21 protein-coding genes and 1 CRISPR repeat array are annotated in these 18,628 nt (G+C 64.2%); of the genes, 11 read left to right on the plus strand and 10 right to left on the minus strand.

The genetic code is table 11. The annotated features are described in order from the left end of the window. Positions 1-81: 81 nt before the first annotated feature. Positions 82-1,041, minus strand: coding sequence for a LysR family transcriptional regulator (locus JC616_RS14295; RefSeq protein ID WP_227103804.1), 960 nt, complete (start codon positions 1,039-1,041; stop codon positions 82-84). 97 nt (positions 1,042-1,138) lie between these two features. Here JC616_RS14295 and JC616_RS14300 point away from each other — a divergent pair, with 97 nt between their 5' ends. From JC616_RS14300 to JC616_RS14345, 10 genes are all read left to right on the plus strand, one after another. Then, positions 1,139-2,407, plus strand: a complete 1,269-nt coding sequence (locus tag JC616_RS14300) for a flavin-containing monooxygenase (protein ID WP_227103806.1) — start codon at positions 1,139-1,141, stop codon at positions 2,405-2,407. An 11-nt stretch (positions 2,408-2,418) separates the two neighbouring features. Further along, positions 2,419-2,841: a RidA family protein gene (locus tag JC616_RS14305; RefSeq protein WP_227103808.1), complete on the plus strand. Its 423-nt coding sequence runs from the start codon at positions 2,419-2,421 to the stop codon at positions 2,839-2,841. Beyond that, positions 2,838-3,512, plus strand: coding sequence for a DUF1028 domain-containing protein (locus tag JC616_RS14310; RefSeq protein WP_227103809.1), 675 nt, complete (start codon positions 2,838-2,840; stop codon positions 3,510-3,512). Before JC616_RS14305 ends, JC616_RS14310 begins: the two co-directional genes overlap by 4 nt. Next, a complete protein-coding gene (gene argE, locus JC616_RS14315; protein ID WP_227103811.1) occupies positions 3,509-4,684 on the plus strand; it encodes an acetylornithine deacetylase in 1,176 nt (391 codons plus the stop codon). Before JC616_RS14310 ends, argE begins: the two co-directional genes overlap by 4 nt. 165 nt (positions 4,685-4,849) lie before the next feature. Continuing rightward, positions 4,850-5,170, plus strand: coding sequence for a hypothetical protein (locus JC616_RS14320; RefSeq protein ID WP_227103813.1), 321 nt, complete (start codon positions 4,850-4,852; stop codon positions 5,168-5,170). Between the two features lies 1 nt (position 5,171). Further along, positions 5,172-6,614 carry a His-Xaa-Ser system radical SAM maturase HxsB gene (gene hxsB, locus JC616_RS14325; RefSeq protein WP_227103815.1) on the plus strand — a complete coding sequence of 481 codons (1,443 nt, stop codon included), beginning with the start codon at positions 5,172-5,174 and terminating at the stop codon, positions 6,612-6,614. Continuing rightward, entirely contained in the window at positions 6,607-7,800 is a 1,194-nt protein-coding gene (gene hxsC / locus JC616_RS14330) for a His-Xaa-Ser system radical SAM maturase HxsC (RefSeq protein WP_227103817.1), read from the plus strand. The genes hxsB and hxsC overlap by 8 nt, the downstream gene beginning before the upstream one ends. Then, positions 7,784-8,383, plus strand: coding sequence for a His-Xaa-Ser repeat protein HxsA (gene hxsA, locus JC616_RS14335; RefSeq protein WP_227103819.1), 600 nt, complete (start codon positions 7,784-7,786; stop codon positions 8,381-8,383). Before hxsC ends, hxsA begins: the two co-directional genes overlap by 17 nt. Before the next feature lie 100 nt (positions 8,384-8,483). After that, a complete protein-coding gene (locus tag JC616_RS14340) occupies positions 8,484-9,329 on the plus strand; it encodes an aminoglycoside 6-adenylyltransferase (RefSeq protein ID WP_227103821.1) in 846 nt (281 codons plus the stop codon). 228 nt (positions 9,330-9,557) lie between these two features. Then, entirely contained in the window at positions 9,558-9,851 is a 294-nt protein-coding gene (locus JC616_RS14345; RefSeq protein ID WP_227103823.1) for a hypothetical protein, read from the plus strand. Positions 9,852-9,908: 57 nt separating this feature from the next. Here the strand turns inward: JC616_RS14345 and JC616_RS14350 are convergent, their stop codons facing one another. Further along, positions 9,909-10,220 carry a hypothetical protein gene (locus JC616_RS14350; protein WP_227103825.1) on the minus strand — a complete coding sequence of 104 codons (312 nt, stop codon included), beginning with the start codon at positions 10,218-10,220 and terminating at the stop codon, positions 9,909-9,911. 370 nt (positions 10,221-10,590) lie between these two features. Between JC616_RS14350 and JC616_RS14355 the strand changes: the two genes are divergently transcribed. Next, on the plus strand, positions 10,591-11,028 hold the full coding sequence (locus JC616_RS14355) for a hypothetical protein (protein WP_227103827.1): 438 nt from the start codon (positions 10,591-10,593) through the stop codon (positions 11,026-11,028). A gap of 226 nt (positions 11,029-11,254) precedes the next feature. Here JC616_RS14355 and JC616_RS14360 read toward each other — a convergent pair whose 3' ends face one another. The 8 genes from JC616_RS14360 to casA all read right to left on the minus strand — a co-directional run bounded on the left by JC616_RS14360 (position 11,255) and on the right by casA (position 18,585). Continuing rightward, complete coding sequence (locus tag JC616_RS14360; RefSeq protein WP_107799522.1) at positions 11,255-11,458, minus strand: cold-shock protein; 204 nt, start codon at positions 11,456-11,458, stop codon at positions 11,255-11,257. A 268-nt stretch (positions 11,459-11,726) separates the two neighbouring features. After that, a CRISPR array of direct repeats spans positions 11,727-12,794; the repeat unit is 29 nt; unit sequence CGGTTCATCCCCACACCCGTGGGGAACAC. An 81-nt stretch (positions 12,795-12,875) separates the two neighbouring features. Then, positions 12,876-13,199: a type I-E CRISPR-associated endoribonuclease Cas2e gene (gene cas2e, locus JC616_RS14365; protein WP_227103829.1), complete on the minus strand. Its 324-nt coding sequence runs from the start codon at positions 13,197-13,199 to the stop codon at positions 12,876-12,878. Further along, positions 13,180-14,097: a type I-E CRISPR-associated endonuclease Cas1e gene (gene cas1e / locus JC616_RS14370; protein WP_107799524.1), complete on the minus strand. Its 918-nt coding sequence runs from the start codon at positions 14,095-14,097 to the stop codon at positions 13,180-13,182. The genes cas2e and cas1e overlap by 20 nt, the downstream gene beginning before the upstream one ends. A gap of 11 nt (positions 14,098-14,108) precedes the next feature. Next, the gene (gene cas6e / locus JC616_RS14375; RefSeq protein WP_107799525.1) at positions 14,109-14,708 is read right to left on the minus strand and encodes a type I-E CRISPR-associated protein Cas6/Cse3/CasE; all 600 of its coding nucleotides are present in this window, start codon (positions 14,706-14,708) and stop codon (positions 14,109-14,111) included. Continuing rightward, positions 14,683-15,345 (minus strand): type I-E CRISPR-associated protein Cas5/CasD, encoded by a 663-nt coding sequence (cas5e, locus tag JC616_RS14380; RefSeq protein ID WP_227103831.1) that lies wholly within the window; start codon positions 15,343-15,345, stop codon positions 14,683-14,685. The genes cas6e and cas5e overlap by 26 nt, the downstream gene beginning before the upstream one ends. A 1-nt stretch (position 15,346) precedes the next feature. After that, positions 15,347-16,483, minus strand: a complete 1,137-nt coding sequence (cas7e, locus tag JC616_RS14385) for a type I-E CRISPR-associated protein Cas7/Cse4/CasC (protein ID WP_227103833.1) — start codon at positions 16,481-16,483, stop codon at positions 15,347-15,349. Between the two features lie 25 nt (positions 16,484-16,508). Next, the gene (gene casB, locus JC616_RS14390) at positions 16,509-17,042 is read right to left on the minus strand and encodes a type I-E CRISPR-associated protein Cse2/CasB (protein ID WP_227103835.1); all 534 of its coding nucleotides are present in this window, start codon (positions 17,040-17,042) and stop codon (positions 16,509-16,511) included. Beyond that, positions 17,035-18,585 carry a type I-E CRISPR-associated protein Cse1/CasA gene (casA, locus tag JC616_RS14395; protein ID WP_227103837.1) on the minus strand — a complete coding sequence of 517 codons (1,551 nt, stop codon included), beginning with the start codon at positions 18,583-18,585 and terminating at the stop codon, positions 17,035-17,037. The genes casB and casA overlap by 8 nt, the downstream gene beginning before the upstream one ends. Between the last annotated feature and the right edge of the window lie 43 nt (positions 18,586-18,628).

Below are 18,628 nucleotides of genomic sequence, written 5' to 3' on the forward strand. Positions count from 1 at the left end.
TCGCGAGCAAGAGCAAGACAAGGCGGAAACGAGCGAAAAAGCGGAATGTACAAGTGGTACATGAGCATTTTGAGCTCGGTTTCAACGCCGTATCGCCGAAGCGCAGCAGACTTTGAACAGGTTCTTAGGGCGTCCCTCGTCGGCAGCGCCTCCCAATAGTTGCAAACATAGCTCGCGCACCGCCTCCGCCTTGCGCGTCAGCCTCAAGGCCTGCGGCCAGGCCAGCATGATGGGCAGCCGCGGCACCTCGTCGGCAATGTCCAGGCAGACCAGCTTGCCGCCGCCGTAAGCCAGGTCCACCTCCGGCCGCAAATTGAGCAAGGCGTAACCGAAGCCCGCCGCCACCAGCCCGCGCGCCAGCTCGAAATTGATGGTGCGCAGCCCCACTTTCGGCTCCAGCCGCTGCTGCCGGAACAAGGACAGGAAATACTCGCGGCTGTGCGGCAGGTCCAGCAGTACCAAGGGCTCCGCCGCCAGCTCCGCCAGCGACACCTTGCCGCGCCCGACCAGCGGATGATCCCCCGCCACCAAGGCGTAAGGACGCGCGCCGGACAGCGGCAGCTTGTGCAAGCCTTCCGGCAGCCCCAGGTCATAGGCCAAAGCCAGCTCGATCCGCCCGTCCGCCAGCGCCTCCCGCAGCTGCCGAGCGTCGCCCTCCAGCAAATCCACTTCCAACTCCGGGTGAGCGTCGCGCAAAGCGGACAACAGCCGCGGCAGCAAGATGGGCGCGATGGTGGTGAAACAGCCCAGCGTCACCCGGCCGCGCAAGGACTGGCTGATCTCCTGCGCTTGCGGCGTCAAATCCTCCGCCTGCTTCAGCAACTGACGCGCGGCGGCGATGAAGCTGCGCCCGGCCGGCGTCAGCGACACGCCGCGCGCGTGGTGACGCATGAACAGCTGCAGGCCGAACACCTCCTCCAGCTGGGCGATGGCGCTGGACACGCCGGGCTGCGACGTGTGCAGCGCCTTGGCCGCCTCAGTGACGCTGCCGTGATCCGCCACGGCGACCAGATAAGCCAATTGCCTCAGGGTGTATTGCATAATTAAAAATTATCCAATGCAGAAGATATAACTATTTTCCGTATCCAGACTGGCTTCGTAGACTGCCCTTGTCAAGCACGCGACAGGAGGCGTCAAGATGGCAATCGAAACGACAGACACGCTGATCATCGGCGCCGGCCAGGCCGGCATCGCCATCAGCGAACACCTGAGCCGCCACGATGTGCCCCACATCGTGCTGGAGCGCCACCGCATCGCCGAACGCTGGCGCAGCCAACGCTGGGATTCGCTGGTCTGCAACGGCCCGGCCTGGCATGACCGCTTTCCCGGCCTGGAGTTCGCCGGCCTGGCCCCGGACGCCTTCGCGCCCAAGGAACGCGTGGCGGACTACCTGGCCGCCTACGCCCAAAAATTCAACGCGCCCATCCGCACCGGGGTGGAGGTGCTGAAAGTCAGCCGCCACCCGGACCGGTCCGGCTTCATCGTGGAAACCTCGGCCGGCGCCTTCCAGGCCGAACGCGTGGTGGCCGCCACCGGCCCTTTCCAACAGCCCGTCATCCCGGCCATCGCACCCAAGGACGACACGCTGACGCAAATCCACTCCGCCCACTACCGCGCGCCGGAACAGCTGCCGGAGGGCGCGGTGCTGGTGGTGGGGGCCGGTTCCTCCGGCGTGCAGATCGCCGACGAACTACAACGCGCCGGCAAGCGCGTCTATCTCTCCGTGGGCGCGCACAACCGCCCGCCGCGCGCCTACCGCCAGCGCGACTTCTGCTGGTGGCTGGGCGTATTGGGCGAATGGACCGCCACCGCCCCCAAACCGGACGCCGCCCACGTCACCATCGCCGTCAGCGGCGCGCGCGGCGGCCGCACCGTGGACTTCCGCGCGCTGGCGCATGAAGGCCTCACCCTGCTGGGCAGCGCCCAAGCGTTTGAACGCGGCGTGGCCCGTTTCGCCCCGGATCTGGCCGACAACCTCGCCCGCGGCGACGCCAACTACCTGGCCCTGCTGGCGGCGGCGGACGCCTATATCGAACGCAACCGGCTGGACCTGCCGGAGGAACCGGCCGCGCGCCATATGCCGCCGGACCCGGAATGCGTGACCCGCCCCATCCTTGAGCTGGACCTGGCCGCGGCCGGCGTCGCCAGCATCGTCTGGGCCACCGGCTACGCCGCGGACTACAGCTGGCTGCAAGTCCCGGCCTTCAACGAACAAGGCCAGCCGCAACACCAGCGCGGCGTGTCCAGCGAGCCGGGCGTCTACTTCCTGGGCCTGCCCTGGCTGTCTCACCGCGGCTCCTCCTTCCTCTGGGGGGTATGGCACGACGCCCGCTTCATTGCCGATCACATCGCCACCCAGCGCCAATACGCCGCCTACCGCGACGCCGGCCAACGCGCACAACCCTAACGGAGCCCGCCATGACCCACACCCGCATCCGCCCGTTCAACACCCGGCAAACCTATCCGGAGCAAAATCTGGACAACGATCTGTGTCAGGCCGTGGTGGCCGGCAATCTCGTCTTCCTGCGCGGCCAGATCGGCCAGGACCTGGACAGTCGCGAATCCGTAGGCATAGGCGACGTGGCCGCCCAGGCCGAACAAGCGATGGCCAATGTGAAACTGCTGCTGGAAGAAGCCGGCAGCGAGCTGGGCGACATCTGCAAAATCGTGATCTACCTCACCGACCCGCGCTACCGCGAAGCCGTTTATCTAGTGGTGGGCCGATGGCTGAAAGGCGTCTACCCGGTGTCCACCGGCCTGGTGGTGTCGGCGCTGGCGCGCCCGGAATGGCTGGTGGAAATCGACGTCACCGCCGTCATCCCCGAGGAGCGCTGCCGATGACCTTCTCCATCGCGGCCCGCTGCCGGGACAGCGGCATGGTGGGCGTCGCCATCGCCTCCTCCAGCATCTGCGTGGCCAGCCGTTGCGCCCATGTGCGCGCCGGCGTGGGCGCCGCGCTGAGCCAGAACGTCAGCAACCCGCTGCTGGGCCCGCTGGCGCTGGAACGGATGGCGGCCGGCGGCGCGGACGACGCGCTGCGCGCCGACCTGCTGGCGGCGGACCCTCACCTGGAATGGCGGCAACTGGTGCTGGCCCCGCTTCAAGGCCGGCCGCAAGTCATCACCGGCCGGCACGCGCTGGGCCTGCATGGCGCCGCCATCGGCCGAGACTGCGCCGCCGGCGGCAACCTGCTGGCCACGGCCGAACTGCCCCAAGCCATGGTGGCCGCCTACGAGGCCGCCGGCGGCGGCCTGCCGGAACGCCTGCTGGCGGCGCTGCAAGCCGCGGTGGCCGCCGGCGGAGAAGCCGGCCCCATCCATTCCGCCGGCCTGCTGGCCACAGCCGATACCACATGGCCGGCCATCAATCTGCGCATAGACTGGAGCGACGGCCAGCCGGTGGCGGAACTGGCCGAGCTATGGCGCCGCTACCAGCCGCAGATGGACGCCTACCTTGCCCGGGCGCTGACCCCGCAGCATGCGCCCAGCTACGGCGTGGCGGGAGATCCATGATGCAACGCTACAGCTCGCTGGCCATGCTGGAGCGGCTGGTCGGCTTCGACACCGTCAGCCACCGCTCCAACCTGGAGCTGATCCGCTTCGTGCGCGACTACCTGGCCGGCTGGGGCATCTCCAGCCAGCTGATCCGCAGCGAAGACGGCGGCAAGGCCAACCTCTACGCCACCATCGGCCCCGCGGACCGGGGCGGCGTGATGCTGGCCGGCCACACCGACGTGGTGCCGGTGGACGGCCAAGCCTGGAGCGGCGACCCCTTCCGCCTCCAAATACGGGAGCAGCGCGCCTACGGCCGCGGCAGCGCCGACATGAAAGGCTTCATCGCCGCCGTGCTGGCCGCCGCGCCGGACTTCGCCGCCGCCGGGCTGCACACCCCGCTGCACATCGCGCTGAGCTACGACGAAGAAATCGGCTGCATCGGCGTGCGCCGGCTGCTGGACGTGCTGGGCGGGCTGCCGGCCCTGCCCAGAATGGCCATCGTCGGCGAACCCACCCTCATGCGCGTGGTGGCCGCCCATAAGGGCAAGCTCGCCTACCATGTGCGCCTGCGCGGCAAGGCCGGCCATTCCAGCCTGCCCCAGGCCGGCGTCAATGCCGTGGAATACGCGGCGGAACTCATCGTCTTCATCCGCCAACTGGCGCGCCAGCGCGCGGCGGAAGGCCCGTTCGACCCGCTCTACCCCGCGCCCCACACCACCCTGCACGTGGGCGCCATGCGCGGCGGCAGCGCGCTCAACATCATCCCCGAGCACAGCGAATTCGAATTTGAAATCCGCCACCTGCCGGAAGACGAGCCGCAAGCGCTGCTGTCCGCCATCATGGACTTTGCCCGCCAACAACTGCTGCCCGCCATGCGCGCGGTGGACCCCGACGCCGACATCGTTTTCACCGAACGCAGCGCCTACCCCGGCCTGCTCACCGCGCCGGACGCCGACGTGGTGCGCTTCGCGCAATCGCTGCTGGGCGACGCCCGCGCGCCGGCCAAGGTTTCCTTCGGCACCGAAGCCGGGCTGTTCTCCCAGCAAGCCGGCATCCCCGCCGTGGTGCTGGGCCCTGGCGGCATCGCCCAGGCGCACCAGCCGGACGAATGGCTGGCGCTGGAACAACTGAGCGCCTGCGACAAGCTCCTCGACGCCCTGCGGCGGCGGCTGAGCGAGCCCGCGCGCTGAGACGACGGGCCCCGACCTCCTTCAGAACCACGCGCCAAGAACGAGTCCAAACAAGCCTGCCGAAAAAGATCACGATCTGCCTTGCCCCATTAGACAATGCACATAGCATGGAATATGCTTGCACATGTCTCCAATTGACTAACGGGAAATGAGCAGGCTATTGGCATGGCAGAACCAACAATCAGCGTGATAGAGCTTGCCCGCCCCTACCAATGGCACCCTATCTCCTTGCCCTTTCCCGTGACGTCGGAAGAACTCGCCTCAGCCCTGATATTCTGTCCCGGCGCCACGAGAGTCTCTTTGGATGAGAACGACGTCCCGGCCTTGGAGGCAGCCATAGAAAATGAACTGTCCGCAGCAGCGTTTCAACAACGTTTGATTCAGGCCCTTCTTGATCAAAGGCTGAGAAAAGAAATTCACTTGAAGTCCTGTACAGACATCCGCGCGTCGATTGAAGGCATCCTACGCCGAACACTGGGGCGCTAAGATGCCACTCTCGCCTTCTGTATACCCGTTTCAATTCCGGCGGCTCCCTGACGCTTCTCTCGTCGCAATCAGCGCCACCGGCGATCATGCCTTCCTGCAAGCGACGGAGCTGGACATGCTGATCAACGCGCCGGCCAACCTTCCTCATACCAAGCGCGCCGAACTGCAATCCAAATTCTTCATGGGCAGCGCCCATTCACGCGGCTCTCTGCGCTTACTAGCCTCCCGCATCGCCGCCAAGCGTGAAACCGTGCTGACAGGCCCAAGCCTGCACCTGATCGTCCCCACCTTGCAGTGCGCTCACACCTGTCGCTACTGCCAGGTCAGCCGCTCTCTTGAAGACGATGGCCATTCCATGTCGCCGGCCGACCTCATTGCCGCCTGCGACACCATCTTTGAAAGCCCATCTCCCACCTTGACGGTGGAGTTCCAGGGCGGAGACCCTCTGCTGCGTTTCGACCTGATACGTCAGGCCGTGGACTACCTGCTGGAACGCAATCAAAGCGAGCAACGCCGGCTGCGCTTCGTGGTCGCGTCGACATTGCACCAACTGACGCCCGCAATGTGCGACTTCTTCCGACAGCATCAAATCTATTTGTCCACCAGCATCGATGGTCCAGCCTCGCTCCACAACAAAAACCGCCCAACCCCTACACGCAACGCCTATGAGCGAACGGTAGCCGGCATTGAAATGGCTAGGGAGCTACTGGGCCACGACGCCGTCTCCGCCTTGATGACCACCACGCGGGACTCCCTAAGCCAGGCGGAAGCCATTGTCGATGAATATGTAGAGCTGGGGTTTGGCGACATTTTTATCCGGAGGCTAAGCTCCTACGGCTTCGCTCGCCGCAACCAAGTCAAATTGGGCTACAGCCTGGAGGAATTCCAGACTTTCTATCAAGCCGCACTGGAACGGGTCTTGTATTGGAACCGGCAGGGCACGCCCTTGGTGGAAGTCTCCGCGGCAATCCACCTGAACAAAATTCTCTCCCCTTTCGATGGCGGCTTCGTCGATCTGCAAAGCCCCACCGGCGCCGGCCTGGCTTGCTTGCTCTACAACTACGACGGCTTTGTCTACCCCGGAGACGAAGCTCGCATGTTGAAAGAAATGGGAGACAACTCCCTACGGCTTGGCCGTATTGGAGAGCCGCTTGAGTCGCTGCTGAACTCGGAAACGCAGCGCAACTTGATCCAAGCCAGCCTGGTGGAATTCACCCCCGGCTGCCAAAGCTGCGCTTACAACGCTTACTGCGGCCCTGATCCCGTCAACGCCCAAAGTCAGTTCGGCAGCCCCTACGCCCCGGTACACTTCACCGAGCATTGCCAGAAAAGCCAATGGATGTTCGACCTGATGTTCACCCTGCTGCAAGAGGGCCAGCCAGCGTTCCTCGATATTGCGCATCGCTGGGCCCACCCAAGAGCGGAGGGCGAAGCCCATGCGTAAACTGGCAGTCAAGCTGCAGGGCATCCAACGACGTCAACTCTGCCGCGTCTGCACGCTTTCCGGCTTACAGCAAGAATGGGAACCGGATTTGAATTTTCTGGTGCCCGCATCCTCCCCGGAAGAACTGCGTCAACTGGAAACGTTGACGCAAGCCGGCCTGAGCAATGTGGCCGCCTACCTCCCAAACAACGATGCGGCGCTCCTAAGCGCCATGCCGGCGGTTATCGGACCTCCCGACAGCCTGGAACAAGAAGACATCCTTACCCTGACCCCAGGCTCAAAACACGCCCACATCATTTATCGCCAAAGCGATCTACACCACTCCCTGTTTCTGACCAACCGGTGCAATAGCTATTGTTTGATGTGTTCGCAACCGCCCACTCAGCACGACGACTCCTGGCTGGTAGACGAAGCCTTGCAACTGGCTCGCCACATCAAGACATCGCCCTCCCTGCTTGGCATCAGCGGCGGCGAGCCGCTGCTGACGGGGCCCGCGCTGAGAGAAGTGATCGACACCTTTCAGCGCCTGCACCCGCAAACCGGTCTGGAGGTCCTCACCAATGGCCGGCTCTTTGCCAAAGCGCCGCTGGCGCAAAGCCTGCTGCAGGATTTGGCACAACCCGTGCGCTGGCTCGTGCCACTTTACGGACACGTTGATTTCTTGCATGACTTCGTCGTGCAGTCCCCCGGCGCTTTTGAACAGACGCTGGAAGGTTTGCTGACGCTGCAAGACTTCCAGCAACCCATACAGCTGCGCATCGTCCTCATTGAACCGGTGCTGCGAGAGTTGTCCGAACTCTGCCACTTCATTGCCCGCAACCTGCCCTTTGTCCAGCAAGTGGCCCTCATGGGCTGTGAACCCATCGGCTTTGCGTTGGCCAACCGCGAGCTCTGCGAAGTCGACTTGCGCGCCTGGCAGCCCCAACTGCTTGCCGGCGCCACCGCTTTGCGCCGCGGCCGTGTGCCTTACGTACTCATGAACGCCCCGCTGTGCGCCTTGCCGGAAACGCTCTGGCCTGATGCGCATCGCAGCATTTCGGACTGGAAGCAAGTTTATGCCCCCGAATGCCAAGGCTGCTCCGTTCAATCCTCCTGTTCCGGTCTTTTCGCCTGGCATGAGCGCGGCTGGAAACCCACTGCAATCAAAGCCATTTCAATGAGGCACACCCATGAGCAAGTTCATTAAATCACTCACCCTCTTCCTGGCCGGACTACCGCTGGTCTCGGGAAAGGCAAGCGCCGCCACGCTGAACGATGCGCCGGCGTTAGAGCCGCTGAAACTTGACCCGGTGCAACTCCGCCCGCTGAACGGCCCGCTGGACAATCTGTTCGCATCGCACCGCTCCCACTCCAGCCATAGCTCACATTCATCGCACTCCTCCCACTCTTCTCATTACTCCGGGTCTGGTGGCGGCTACAGCTATAACCCCGCCCCCATAGACGACAGCGGCAGTTCATCCAACAGCACGATCTACCCGCGCAGCCACTCAACCCCCTCTTACAACCGTTCCAGGCCCACCGCCGCGGCCAGCGCCCCTGCCACGCAAACCAACTCGGTTCAATCCTTGGCCGAAAAGAGAAGGCTGCAAATCATGCGGGTACAGATTGCACTGACCCGCCTGAAGCTTTACAGCGGCGGCATTGACGGCGTGTTCGGCACGGCAACCCGGGCGGCGCTCACCCGCTACCAAACCATGCAAGGCCTGCCGGTCACCAGCTTGATGACGACCGAAACCTTGAACAGCCTGGGAGTGCCCGCCGCGCGCTAAGCTCAAATCCAGCAGCGGCAGACCCGCTGTGGCTTGAAACCGGAACTTCCCCGCCCGGCGACGGCCTACCCAAACCCATCACCCGCCGAAAGCGCCCCGCATGTTGAGCCTCGCCCCGCAAAACCCGCGCTTGGAAAGCGCCATCGCCTGGGCGCACAGCCGCCCGGACGTGGACGCGCTGATCCTCACCGGCTCCTTTGCCCGCGACGACGGCAGCGCCGACATTCACTCCGATCTGGACCTGGAAATCATCGGCCCGAACCCGGCGGCGCTGGCCGCGAACGACGGCTGGCTGCGCGACATCGGCCCCCTGCTCACCGTGCTGCGCCTGGGCGAAGGCCAAGCCTGGCCCACCCGCCTGGCCATCTACGGCGACGGCGTCAAACTCGACCTCACCCTGGCCGGCCCCGCCCGGCTGCAAGCCATGCGCGAGCATGGGCTGGACCCGCTGTACCAGCGCGGCTACCGCGTGCTGCTGGACAAAACCGGCGTGGCCCAAGACCTGCCCGCGCCGCAAGGCCGCCCCGCCGCTCCGGCCTTGCCCAGCGAGGAGCGCTTCCGCGAACGGGTGGAGGAATTCTGGTTCGAGGCCTTTCACATCCCCACATACCTGGCGCGCGGCGAGCTGTTCGTCGTCAAATTCAGGGACTGGACCATGAAGGAACTGCTGCTGGAAATGCTGGAATGGCACGCCCATAGCCGCCCCGGCGCAGCGGCGGACTGCTGGCATATCGGCACCCGGCTGCAACACTGGGCCGAGCCGGCACACTGGCAGGCGCTGCATCAGGTATTTGGCCGCTTCGACGCCGCCGACGCCGAACGCGCCTTCCACGCCACGCTGCGGCTGTACAGCCAAGTGGCGCGCGAAGTGGCCGCCCGCGCCGGCTTCGACTACCCGGCCGCGGTGGAAGCCGGCATCCGCGACTTGATCCGCGCGCCGGCCTAAACCCACGCTCCCGCGACGCCCCCTTGCCCACGCGCTGCGCCAGGCGGCGGATTTTCCGTGGGCTTGACCTTTGTCCATGGTTAGATAGAATCCTCTATCTTTCAGGCGTTCGCTTCCGTCCGCCTGTCTTCAGTCCAGCCACGCGCCTCCTCACAGCGGAAGCGCGCCAGCCAAGCCATACAGCCAAGCGCCGCGTCCCCCGCGGCCAGATACTTTGTCAGGAACAAGATGCGTATCCACGCCCTTCTGCTGCCGCTAGCGCTTTACAGCACGGCGGTCTCCGCGGATTCATTCTCCCCCTCTCACCCGGCGTTCAAGCAAATCCACCAATCCATAACGGACAGTTTGCGCATGCAGCAGCAACTGATGCGGATGCCAAGCCCGCCCGATATGTTCAAGAGAGAGAACAAAGAGGCATCGTCGCCTCAGCACGAGGCGGAGAACGTTGAGCGCCGGCAGGCTGAGCCGGTGATGACGCCGCAACAGCAGCCACGCCCAGATGAGCAGGCGAATAGCGATTAAATCGATGACCTTTTCAACGCCGACCGCGCCGGCGCGCGGCAGACATTGAACGGGGGCTTACAACGGGGCGATTTCGCTGACTTCATGCTGAAACACATAAGGATCGGACAACAGCTCAAACTGCTCATCGTCCGGGTAAGTGACGGCGACATGGCAGTTGTCGCCGGCAAACGCCTTGACCGCCTCCAAATCCACCCAGTAAGTCGCCAAAAAGAAATGCGTCCACTCCCCCTGCTCTTCCTGGCGGACAAAAGCCCCCAGGTTGCCGGCGATGCTTCTGGAGTGCTGGACGCCGGTCTGTTCCAGGTGCGCAGCAAACCCCGTCTCGTGCCGCCGCGGCACACAGCCATGCCATGTTCTGACAATCATGTTCAAGCTCCGTCTGAGATGGAACTATCGATTCTAGCCCGCCGCCGCCAACACCCCCAGCCGGCTTGCTCCGCTCAGCATGCCGGCTGAAACGCGGCCGCCGCGCCTTGACCCTGCCCGCATAGTCGGCAACAATCCCCGCGTGCCGCAAAAAACGGCACCGAGATTGGCATCTCGCAGCGCGTCAACAGCAGGCATGTACGTTCACGTACATGCTTGTGTTTTGCCATGACCTGACGGCAGGTGCATGGTGGGAGAGCGCTATGCGCTCGCCGTTGACGTGCCGGTAATGCCAATCCCATCACGCGCCTGCCAAATCCTTTCCTGGATAGGCAGCTTGTTAATCTTGTTTCATCGCAGGAGTAACGACATGCCGCAATCCCTCTTCCCGCGCCGACGGCGCTACCGCACCCCGGCCCTAGAAACCCAGGAAGTCCTGCTGCCCTTCGTCATCCGCCTTCCCGGACGCACCTACCCGCATTACTGGCACATGCCGTCCGCGCCGGCCACCCCCGCCCAGGCCCAGGCCTACGGCCGGGAATGCGCCGCCCATCTGCTGCAATGGTTCAAGGACAACCCGGCTTACGTGGGCCAGGGCCTGCTCAGCCGAGTCGCCCGCGACATCGACTTCAGCCGCACCGAGCAGCGCGGCTACTGGCTGGGCTTTTTCAACCACCTTGAGCGGCTGATCTCGCTCAGCGCAAGGCGGATGAATGTCTACGCCTACACCGACCATCAGCACCGGATGATGGACGCGCAGGTGGAGCGCTCCTTGCTGGAGCGACGGGTGTTGAAGAAGAGTCCGTAAAGGGAGGCCCCCGGCGGGAGCTGGGGGCATGGGCTTACTAAGCGGGAAAAAACGGCTTCCTGCCCAAACAAGCATCCGGCGGCCATGCGACAGCTAGCTCGCCGATACGCACATTGCTGCTGAGCAATAAAAAAAGCCGGTCTTTAAGACCGGCTTTTTCATTTACTCGACATCTATGCATACGCAAAAAGCCCCATACGGGGCTTTTTTATTGCAGCGATAATGCTTAGAGCGGCTGGATCGCGGTTGCAGCCGGGCCTTTCTGGCCCATTGCTCGGGTGTAGCTTACTTTTTGACCTTCATGCAGGGACTTGAAGCCGTCTGCGCGAATTTCGGAAAAGTGAGCGAAAAGATCATCGCCGCCATTGTCCGGGGTAATAAAGCCAAAACCTTTTGCGTCATTGAAAAATTTAACGATACCAGTTTCCATAATTCACTCCTTGGTGTTCAGATTAAGGGCAATAAATTGCCTGAAAGCATGATAGTCAAGGAATAGATAAGGAAACAAAGCAGACCAACTTGTATGGACAACTGAGGTATCGATAGATATAGCGCTTGAAAATCGCGACAAGAATACTCGCAAAACACCGGCTTGGTCAATAGCAATATTTGAATTTTGCAATTTGAGCAGGAATTTGTTGCCAAAAAGCGAGCAGTAGCCAAAGACAAACCGCGCTGGGTTTGCTAGATGCGGGCATGGCTTCACCCCCACAACCGTGGGGAACACACCAGACGATCAAAAAGGCGGTGCAAGTCATCCGGCTCATCCCCACACCCGTGGGGAACACGGAGTGACCGTGTCTCTAGCCATGGACTTGTTCGGTTCATCCCCGCACCCGTGGGGAACACAGCACGCCGCCGCTGGTGCGGTGGCCAGCCACCGGTTCATCCCCACTCCCGTGGGGAACACAGGTCGGCCTGCTTGTAGAAATTGTGGATCATCGGTTCATCCCCACACCCGTGGGGAACACAGCGATCTGGGTAATGTGGGGCTGGGACGGGTCGGTTCATCCCCACACCCGTGGGGAACACGGCTTGGACGTCGGCATGGTGCAGAGCTGCCTGCGGTTCATCCCCACACCCGTGGGGAACACGAGGACGAGCAAGGGGCGCTTGCGTCTTGCAGCGGTTCATCCCCACACCCGTGGGGAACACCGTTACCCGCGGCTGATTGAGCAGCAACACACCGGTTCATCCCCACACCCGTGGGGAACACGGTCACCGAGGACCACTGCAAGTCCTCTTCCCAGGTTCATCCCCACACCCGTGGGGAACACGGCATTGAGAAAACAAGCCCGCCATGAGCGGGCGGTTCATCCCCACACCCGTGGGGAACACTATCAGCAGGCTGTGATCGACATGCGCCGCGACGGTTCATCCCCACACCCGTGGGGAACACGTCGCCCAGGTTGGTCCATTGGATGCCCAGCGCGGTTCATCCCCACACCCGTGGGGAACACGAGAGTCCGGGCGCGGTGGCGCTGGCCACCAGCGGTTCATCCCCACACCCGTGGGGAACACACCGCGTAGCCGTGTTCAGTTCGAACTACGCGCGGTTCATCCCCACACCCGTGGGGAACACAAGGGGCCGGTGCGTCAAGCGACGGGAGACAGCGGTTCATCCCCACACCCGTGGGGAACACCGCTTTCAACACCTCCCTCATCCCTGGCGCGTTCGGTTCATCCCCACACCCGTGGGGAACACGTTGCCCGCTACCTGGCTGTCGATTGGGAGCCCGGTTCATCCCCACACCCGTGGGGAACACACCATTTACAAGAGATTGATTTTAAATACGAAAAATGACACCCCAAAAGCCACCAACTTTTATCGCTTGCTAACCGGATTCTCACGGTGCAGGAAATGAGGCCGATGCCTCGACGGCGTCATCGGTTGGTAGAGGTAGAAAAGAAACCAGCTGTGCGCCGTCGAAAGCCACCGGCATGCGGCGGTTGACGCCCAGGGTGACAAAATCGAAGCCGGCTTCATTGACGGTTTGCCAGGCCATGACGGCATTGCCGTCTTCCAGCCCGGTTTCCACTTGCTGCCACAAGTAGTCGCGAATCTTGCGATTGTAAGCGCCCACATAAACGCCGGCGCGAATTTCCAGCAGCCAGATGGCCAGCCGGCCGCGCAGTCTGGGGGGAGCGTTTTCAAGTACGATGACCAGCATCTCCCAACCCTTCCTCCTCAGGGAAAGCGGCTTCCACCACGCCCTGCTGCTGCGGCGCGTCCAGACCACCGGCCGCCAGCAGCGTTTCAATGTCCGGGATGATGCGTTCCAACAGCCTGGTTTTGCGGAACATGTCGCGGCAGCGCTGCCTCACTTCCCGCTCCACATTTGCCGACGGCTTGGCCGCCACCGCAAACGCCACCGGCGCCACGGTTTCAAATTTGTAGATGTCGGCCACATCGTATACGAAGGACAGCGGCTTGCCGCTGTGGATGAAGCCGATGGCGGGAGCGTAGCCGGCGGCCAGCACCGCCGCTTCGGCCACGCCATACAGGCAGGCGGTGGCGGCCGACAGGCAGCGGTTGGGGACATCGGCCTGGTCCCAGTCTTCGCGGTCGTAATTGCGCGCCCGCCATTTCACGCCATAGTGCTGGGCCAGTTGCTGGTATAGGGCGCGCACCCGCGCGCCTTCAATGCCGCGCAATTGCTCCACGCTGCGCCGTTGCGGCGGTTCCTCTCCAAACCGGCGGCGGTACATTTCCCGCACCACTTTGAGCCGGGCGTCGTCGTCCAGCGCCAGCCGGGCCTGATAGAGCAGGCGATCGGCCCGCGCGCCGCCGGGCTGGCCGGCGGAATAGAGCCGGACGCCGGCCTCGCCCACCCACACCAGCAGCGTGCCCACTTGGGCTGCCAGCTTGCAGGCGGCGTGGGAGGCGCGGACGCCGGGTTCCAGCATCAGGCAGGCCACGCCGCCCACCGGGATGTGGGTGCGCACGCCGCCCGCGTCCACGGCGACAAAGGCGCCGTCCAGCACATCCAACTGACAGCGTTCGACAAACAGCACCGACAGCCGCTCCTTGATGGGGAGCGGCTTGAGCGGCGGCAGCCATTGCGCCATCGCCGCCGTCCTTAAGCCGGAGCCAGGGACAGCAGGCCCAGGCCCATGGCCTTGGCGTGCCCCAGGCCGGCGGCCACCGCCGCGCGCAGCCGTTGGGCGTTGTCCACCGCCAGCACGCCGTCGAAACGCGCCGCTTGCAGGGTGATGACGCCGCCCGGCTTGCGCAGCCGCCACTGCTGGCTGAGACTGCGCTCCACCCGCTGCGGCACGGCGCCGGCCTGCTGCAACTGCCGCGTCAGCCAGGCCAGTTGCTCTTCTTCCCGCAGCAGACCATAGCGTTTGCCGCCACGGGTGACGGTGGGATTGGCCAGCAGGCGGAAACGATAGCGGCGATCCGTCTCGATCAGTTGCTCCAGCGGCAGCGGCTTGCATTGTACGGCTCGCACTTGCGCCAGTGCCTGCCAATGGCCAGGCTCCGGCGATTGCAGCAGCAATACGGCTACGCCGGCTTCTGCGTCGCAGCGTTCCAGCCGCCACAGAAAGCGCGGCGGGATATCGTCGGCCGCGGCGACGAAGGCGCGGCATAGGCTGCGGTGCATGTCGTAGGCATTGGCCAGATCCCGCCGCGCGGCGGGGTGGCCGGGGTCAAGCGTCAGTTGTGTCAGGTACATCCGCCACCTCCGATTTGACAAAGCGGGGGCCGAAGCGGCGTTCGGCAAACGGCGCCACGGGTTGGTCCAGCCTCACCGCGCCTTCCGACGGATGTTCCAACATCAGGCGCAGCGGCTGACCGGCTTGCTCGCGCTGGGGCGGAGCCAAGCGCGGCCAACGATGGCGCAGGCAATCTTCCAGCTCATGCTCCTGCACGCCCTCTTCCAGCCAAACCGGCTGCGACGGCGGCATGGATTTGCGGCCTAAGGCCAGCGGCCAATGCGGCTGACGCAAGGCTTGCTGGATATGGCGCAGCAGGCCGGCGTCGCCTTCCAGCCCCACCAGAAACACCGCGTCGGCCAGGTAGTAGCGGGGGCTGATCACGGTGCGCTTGAGATCGGCCTTGCCTGAAGCGAGCAATACGCCGGTGGCGGTTTGGTAGTCGCGCATCAGCAGGCCCTCTCTATCCACCCGGACCCCCATGCGCAGCGCGGCCAGATCGTCCACCGCTTGCGCGCGGTCGCGCCCCAGCGCAGCGCAGATCAAGCCGATAACGCCGGACTTGGAGGGTTCCAGACCGCTGTCGCGTTCGTCGAAGCGGCTGGTGGTGCCCCAGGCTTGCATGGGGCCGGCCAGCCTGAGCAGCAGGGTGGCCATATCACCGCTCCCATGCGGCGCCGGCCTGTTGGGCGGCCCAATCCGCCAGCGCCGCCAGGCTGGTTTGCCGCTCGCCTTTGGCCTGCGGCCAGGCGTCGGTCAGGTCGATATAGGCCCAGGCGTCGCGCGCGTCGCCATAGGGACCGGCCAGCTTGTCATCGTAACCCGCGAGCGCCGCCACGGATTGGCCGGTGAGCGCTTCGCCGTTGCGGGCGTAAACAGGTTTTTCAAAAGCATTGGCCAGGTTGAGCGGGCTGGCATGGCGGACGGCGATGCCGATGAAGCTGGGCGGGTTGTGGGCGGCAAAGGTGTTTTGCTTGCCGCTGGGAATGGCGCGGGCCATGGCTTGCACCAGCGCGCGCACGCCGGCGAGCGCCAGCTCACGGTCGCCTTGCAGATTGCCCGCCAGCTTGGCCGGGTCCAGCGCGGCGTAGCGGTAGAAGGTGGCGGAGTTGAATTCCACCTGGCCTATCATGCCGGCGCCGGTTTCATCGGCACTGCCTTTGTCGTCCACGGCGGTGAAGTAGTCGAAGTCACGCACCACTTGATGGGTGCTGATGGCGTGCGCCACCTGGCAGGCGGCATCCTGGTTGACTTCCGGCAGGTCCGCCAGCATGCGGCCGAACAAGGCCACGTCCAGCGCCTTGCCGCCGTTCATGATGGCCTTGGCCTGTTTGGCCAGTTCCGGCGGCACATTGGCCTTGACGTCTTTCTTGCTCTTTTTCTCGCCATTGGCCGACGGGGCCAGCTCATCCCAGTGGGCGTGAATCAGGCTGGCGAAACCGTCTATCTCCTGCTGGCCCAAAAAGAGCAGGTATTCGGTCTTGCCGTCTTCCTTGAGTTTGAGCCCGGCGGCGGCCAATGCGCTTTCAATGCGGCCGTCCAGTTCTTCCCCGGCCAGGCCGAAACGCTGCTGGAGTTGCTCACGCAGCAGTTCCAGCAGTTTTTTGGTGCGCACGCCTTGATTGGCGGCGGGAAAATCCGCTTGCAGACGTACAGCGCGTTTGAAGCACTGGCTGCTGACGCGCGCGCGGCGGTAGCCGCCGAAAACGGCGTCCTTGGGCGCGCCGGTATCGTCGCGGTTAAGATTGGACGGCGCGAAGTTCTGAATCAGATGAAATTCGATAAACAGACTCATGGCTCTCTCCATACGGGGCTGGGGTTCAGTCGTTCAGGGGGGCGGATTGGCGATAAAAGTCTCGCGCCCAGTTACGGCGCACCAGATCGCGGCCGCTGACGCCGTCGTAGCGCTGCGGCTGCCAGGACGATAGCCAGCGGGCCAGATCTTGCAGCAGCGCGGCGTAGTCCAAGCCTTGCTGCTCAGCCGCCAATAGCGAGAAGGCTTGCCTCAGATAGTTGGGCAGTGTTTCCGGTTCGGCATCCAGCAGCGTGACGAAGCGCTGCTCCAGGCTGGCGCTGTCCCGCTGCCGCCACAGCGCGCCAAAGGCCTGGGCAAAGCTGCGGCCGGTTTGTTGCTTGGGCAGTTGGGCAAACAGCGCGGCGGTCAGGTAGAGCGCGCGGCGGAAGCTATCCTCGGCATGGCTGTCCGTTGGCACAAAGCGCTCGACATGGGGGTAGGCCGGCGGGTAGGCGCCCGGCGCGAAACCGGCGCTGCGGCGCAGCTCGGCCAGTGCGCCGCGGTTGCGCTCCGCCAGGGTTTGCAGGTGTTTGACGAAGTCCTGCGCCAGTTCAGACATGATTGTTCTCCTCTTGCGTGGATGCTTGGGTCAAGGGACGGATCAAAGCCAGGTAGCCGGGCTCGGCCAGCGCCAGCGCTTTCAGCGCGGCGGCGTTGCCGCCCAATTGGCGGCAAGCGGCGTCCCAGGCCAGCTTGGCCGCACGGCGCAGCGCGTCCCGCCAATAGACGTCGGCGTGTTCCAACGCTTCCGCGCCTATCCGCTCCAACAACTGCGGCCAGCGGCTTTCCAGCGCGCTGAAGTAGGCCGCCGGCGCCGGGCCGGCGTCCAGTTGCGCCCGCGCCCGGCCTCGCGTGTCCTTGTGGCCCGGGTCTGGCATGACGGCGGCCAACATGCCGGCCATGACCAGGCGCAGCTTGCTGTACAGTTCTTCGGCTTCGCGCAGCTTGCCGCGGACTTCTTCCGCGCCCTCCGCTTGCTCCAGCACGCGTTGTGGCAGTTCAAAACGCTCGGCGCGCCAGCGCTCCAGCTTGGCCTGATTGCTGGACAGACCCAAGATCATCACGCTCAGCGGCTCGGTCTGCCCCAGTCTGTGCTGCAAATGCCGGGCCCAGCCCAGGGTGGCCGCCGCCAGCGAATGCGCTTTGTCGTCGGCGGAGTTCGGCGGCAGCAAGGCGCCCAAATCGCGCCAAAACGCCCGGCCCTCGCCAAAGCTCAGCCGCACCATATTGTTGACGCCCATGCGATAGCTGGCCATGGCGTCCGGCGCTTGTTCGTTGTCGGCCAACGCCAACCCAGCGGCAAAACGCAGCTGCCGCACAGTGACGCCATCGGGCTCGGGCAGCAGCAACACGGCACGGCTCAGCCGGGTGTAGCGGTCGTTGTGGCCGCTGGCCAGCGTGGGTTCGGCGCGTAATTGGGCTATGGTGGGCTGGGGTTTTTCCCAGGCAGGCAGGTCATCGTCCGGCCCCGACGGGTGCAGGGCCAACAACAGGGTTTGCGCCAGGGTTTGCCCTAGGGGCAGACTGGCGGCGGTATTGGCCAGCGGCCCGGCCTTGTCGGAGTCGCGCAGGGTTTTCACCAAGCCACCCGGGGTGAACTGCAAAAAGCCCAGCAAATGGCGTAGCGCTTCGGCAGCGGGAATGGCGGAGGGTTGACTATCAATAGAATGATCAAAGAGCACCGGGCTGTTGCCGATGCTGCTGGCCAGGGAAATCTGCGACCAAGGCTTGGCCTTGTCGCGAGTGGCTTCGTCTTGGGCCAGGGCCGCCACCTGCATAAAGGGGCGCTGCGGATCGAACAGATTGAAGGCGCCGCGCCAATGCTCCAGATAGTCGTGAATGGCGGCCACCGGCAGGCCTTCGCGGTAGCAGCGCGCCAGATCGGCACTATCCCAGCGCCCAAAGCCGCGCCGCAGCGCACGATTGAGGATGGCCAGCAGCAGACGGTACTCGGCTAGCAGACTGGGCGGCGCGGTGTCGGCCAGGGCGGCGATGCGGTCGGTATCGGCGAATAGCTGCACCAGGCCGATCTCGGCCACGCGCCCATCCAGGTAGCGGACCGGGAGCCAAGCGGCGTCCAGTAGGTTGACAGTTTTATTCATAAAAACCCTCACCAGTTAATGCCATAGACATCAATTTAACAAT

Source organism: Chromobacterium rhizoryzae (assembly GCF_020544465.1).
Taxonomy (GTDB): domain Bacteria; phylum Pseudomonadota; class Gammaproteobacteria; order Burkholderiales; family Chromobacteriaceae; genus Chromobacterium.

What these genes read in the sequence shown, in the direction of transcription:
- JC616_RS14295 (WP_227103804.1), bottom strand. Translation starts at nt 1,041, where the DNA reads ATGCAATACACCCTGAGGCAATTGGCTTATCTGGTCGCCGTGGCGGAT.
- JC616_RS14300 (WP_227103806.1), top strand. Translation starts at nt 1,139, where the DNA reads ATGGCAATCGAAACGACAGACACGCTGATCATCGGCGCCGGCCAGGCC.
- JC616_RS14305 (WP_227103808.1), top strand. Translation starts at nt 2,419, where the DNA reads ATGACCCACACCCGCATCCGCCCGTTCAACACCCGGCAAACCTATCCG.
- JC616_RS14310 (WP_227103809.1), top strand. Translation starts at nt 2,838, where the DNA reads ATGACCTTCTCCATCGCGGCCCGCTGCCGGGACAGCGGCATGGTGGGC.
- argE (WP_227103811.1), top strand. Translation starts at nt 3,509, where the DNA reads ATGATGCAACGCTACAGCTCGCTGGCCATGCTGGAGCGGCTGGTCGGC.
- JC616_RS14320 (WP_227103813.1), top strand. Translation starts at nt 4,850, where the DNA reads ATGGCAGAACCAACAATCAGCGTGATAGAGCTTGCCCGCCCCTACCAA.
- hxsB (WP_227103815.1), top strand. Translation starts at nt 5,172, where the DNA reads ATGCCACTCTCGCCTTCTGTATACCCGTTTCAATTCCGGCGGCTCCCT.
- hxsC (WP_227103817.1), top strand. Translation starts at nt 6,607, where the DNA reads ATGCGTAAACTGGCAGTCAAGCTGCAGGGCATCCAACGACGTCAACTC.
- hxsA (WP_227103819.1), top strand. Translation starts at nt 7,784, where the DNA reads ATGAGCAAGTTCATTAAATCACTCACCCTCTTCCTGGCCGGACTACCG.
- JC616_RS14340 (WP_227103821.1), top strand. Translation starts at nt 8,484, where the DNA reads ATGTTGAGCCTCGCCCCGCAAAACCCGCGCTTGGAAAGCGCCATCGCC.
- JC616_RS14345 (WP_227103823.1), top strand. Translation starts at nt 9,558, where the DNA reads ATGCGTATCCACGCCCTTCTGCTGCCGCTAGCGCTTTACAGCACGGCG.
- JC616_RS14350 (WP_227103825.1), bottom strand. Translation starts at nt 10,220, where the DNA reads ATGATTGTCAGAACATGGCATGGCTGTGTGCCGCGGCGGCACGAGACG.
- JC616_RS14355 (WP_227103827.1), top strand. Translation starts at nt 10,591, where the DNA reads ATGCCGCAATCCCTCTTCCCGCGCCGACGGCGCTACCGCACCCCGGCC.
- JC616_RS14360 (WP_107799522.1), bottom strand. Translation starts at nt 11,458, where the DNA reads ATGGAAACTGGTATCGTTAAATTTTTCAATGACGCAAAAGGTTTTGGC.
- cas2e (WP_227103829.1), bottom strand. Translation starts at nt 13,199, where the DNA reads ATGCTGGTCATCGTACTTGAAAACGCTCCCCCCAGACTGCGCGGCCGG.
- cas1e (WP_107799524.1), bottom strand. Translation starts at nt 14,097, where the DNA reads ATGGCGCAATGGCTGCCGCCGCTCAAGCCGCTCCCCATCAAGGAGCGG.
- cas6e (WP_107799525.1), bottom strand. Translation starts at nt 14,708, where the DNA reads ATGTACCTGACACAACTGACGCTTGACCCCGGCCACCCCGCCGCGCGG.
- cas5e (WP_227103831.1), bottom strand. Translation starts at nt 15,345, where the DNA reads ATGGCCACCCTGCTGCTCAGGCTGGCCGGCCCCATGCAAGCCTGGGGC.
- cas7e (WP_227103833.1), bottom strand. Translation starts at nt 16,483, where the DNA reads ATGAGTCTGTTTATCGAATTTCATCTGATTCAGAACTTCGCGCCGTCC.
- casB (WP_227103835.1), bottom strand. Translation starts at nt 17,042, where the DNA reads ATGTCTGAACTGGCGCAGGACTTCGTCAAACACCTGCAAACCCTGGCG.
- casA (WP_227103837.1), bottom strand. Translation starts at nt 18,585, where the DNA reads ATGAATAAAACTGTCAACCTACTGGACGCCGCTTGGCTCCCGGTCCGC.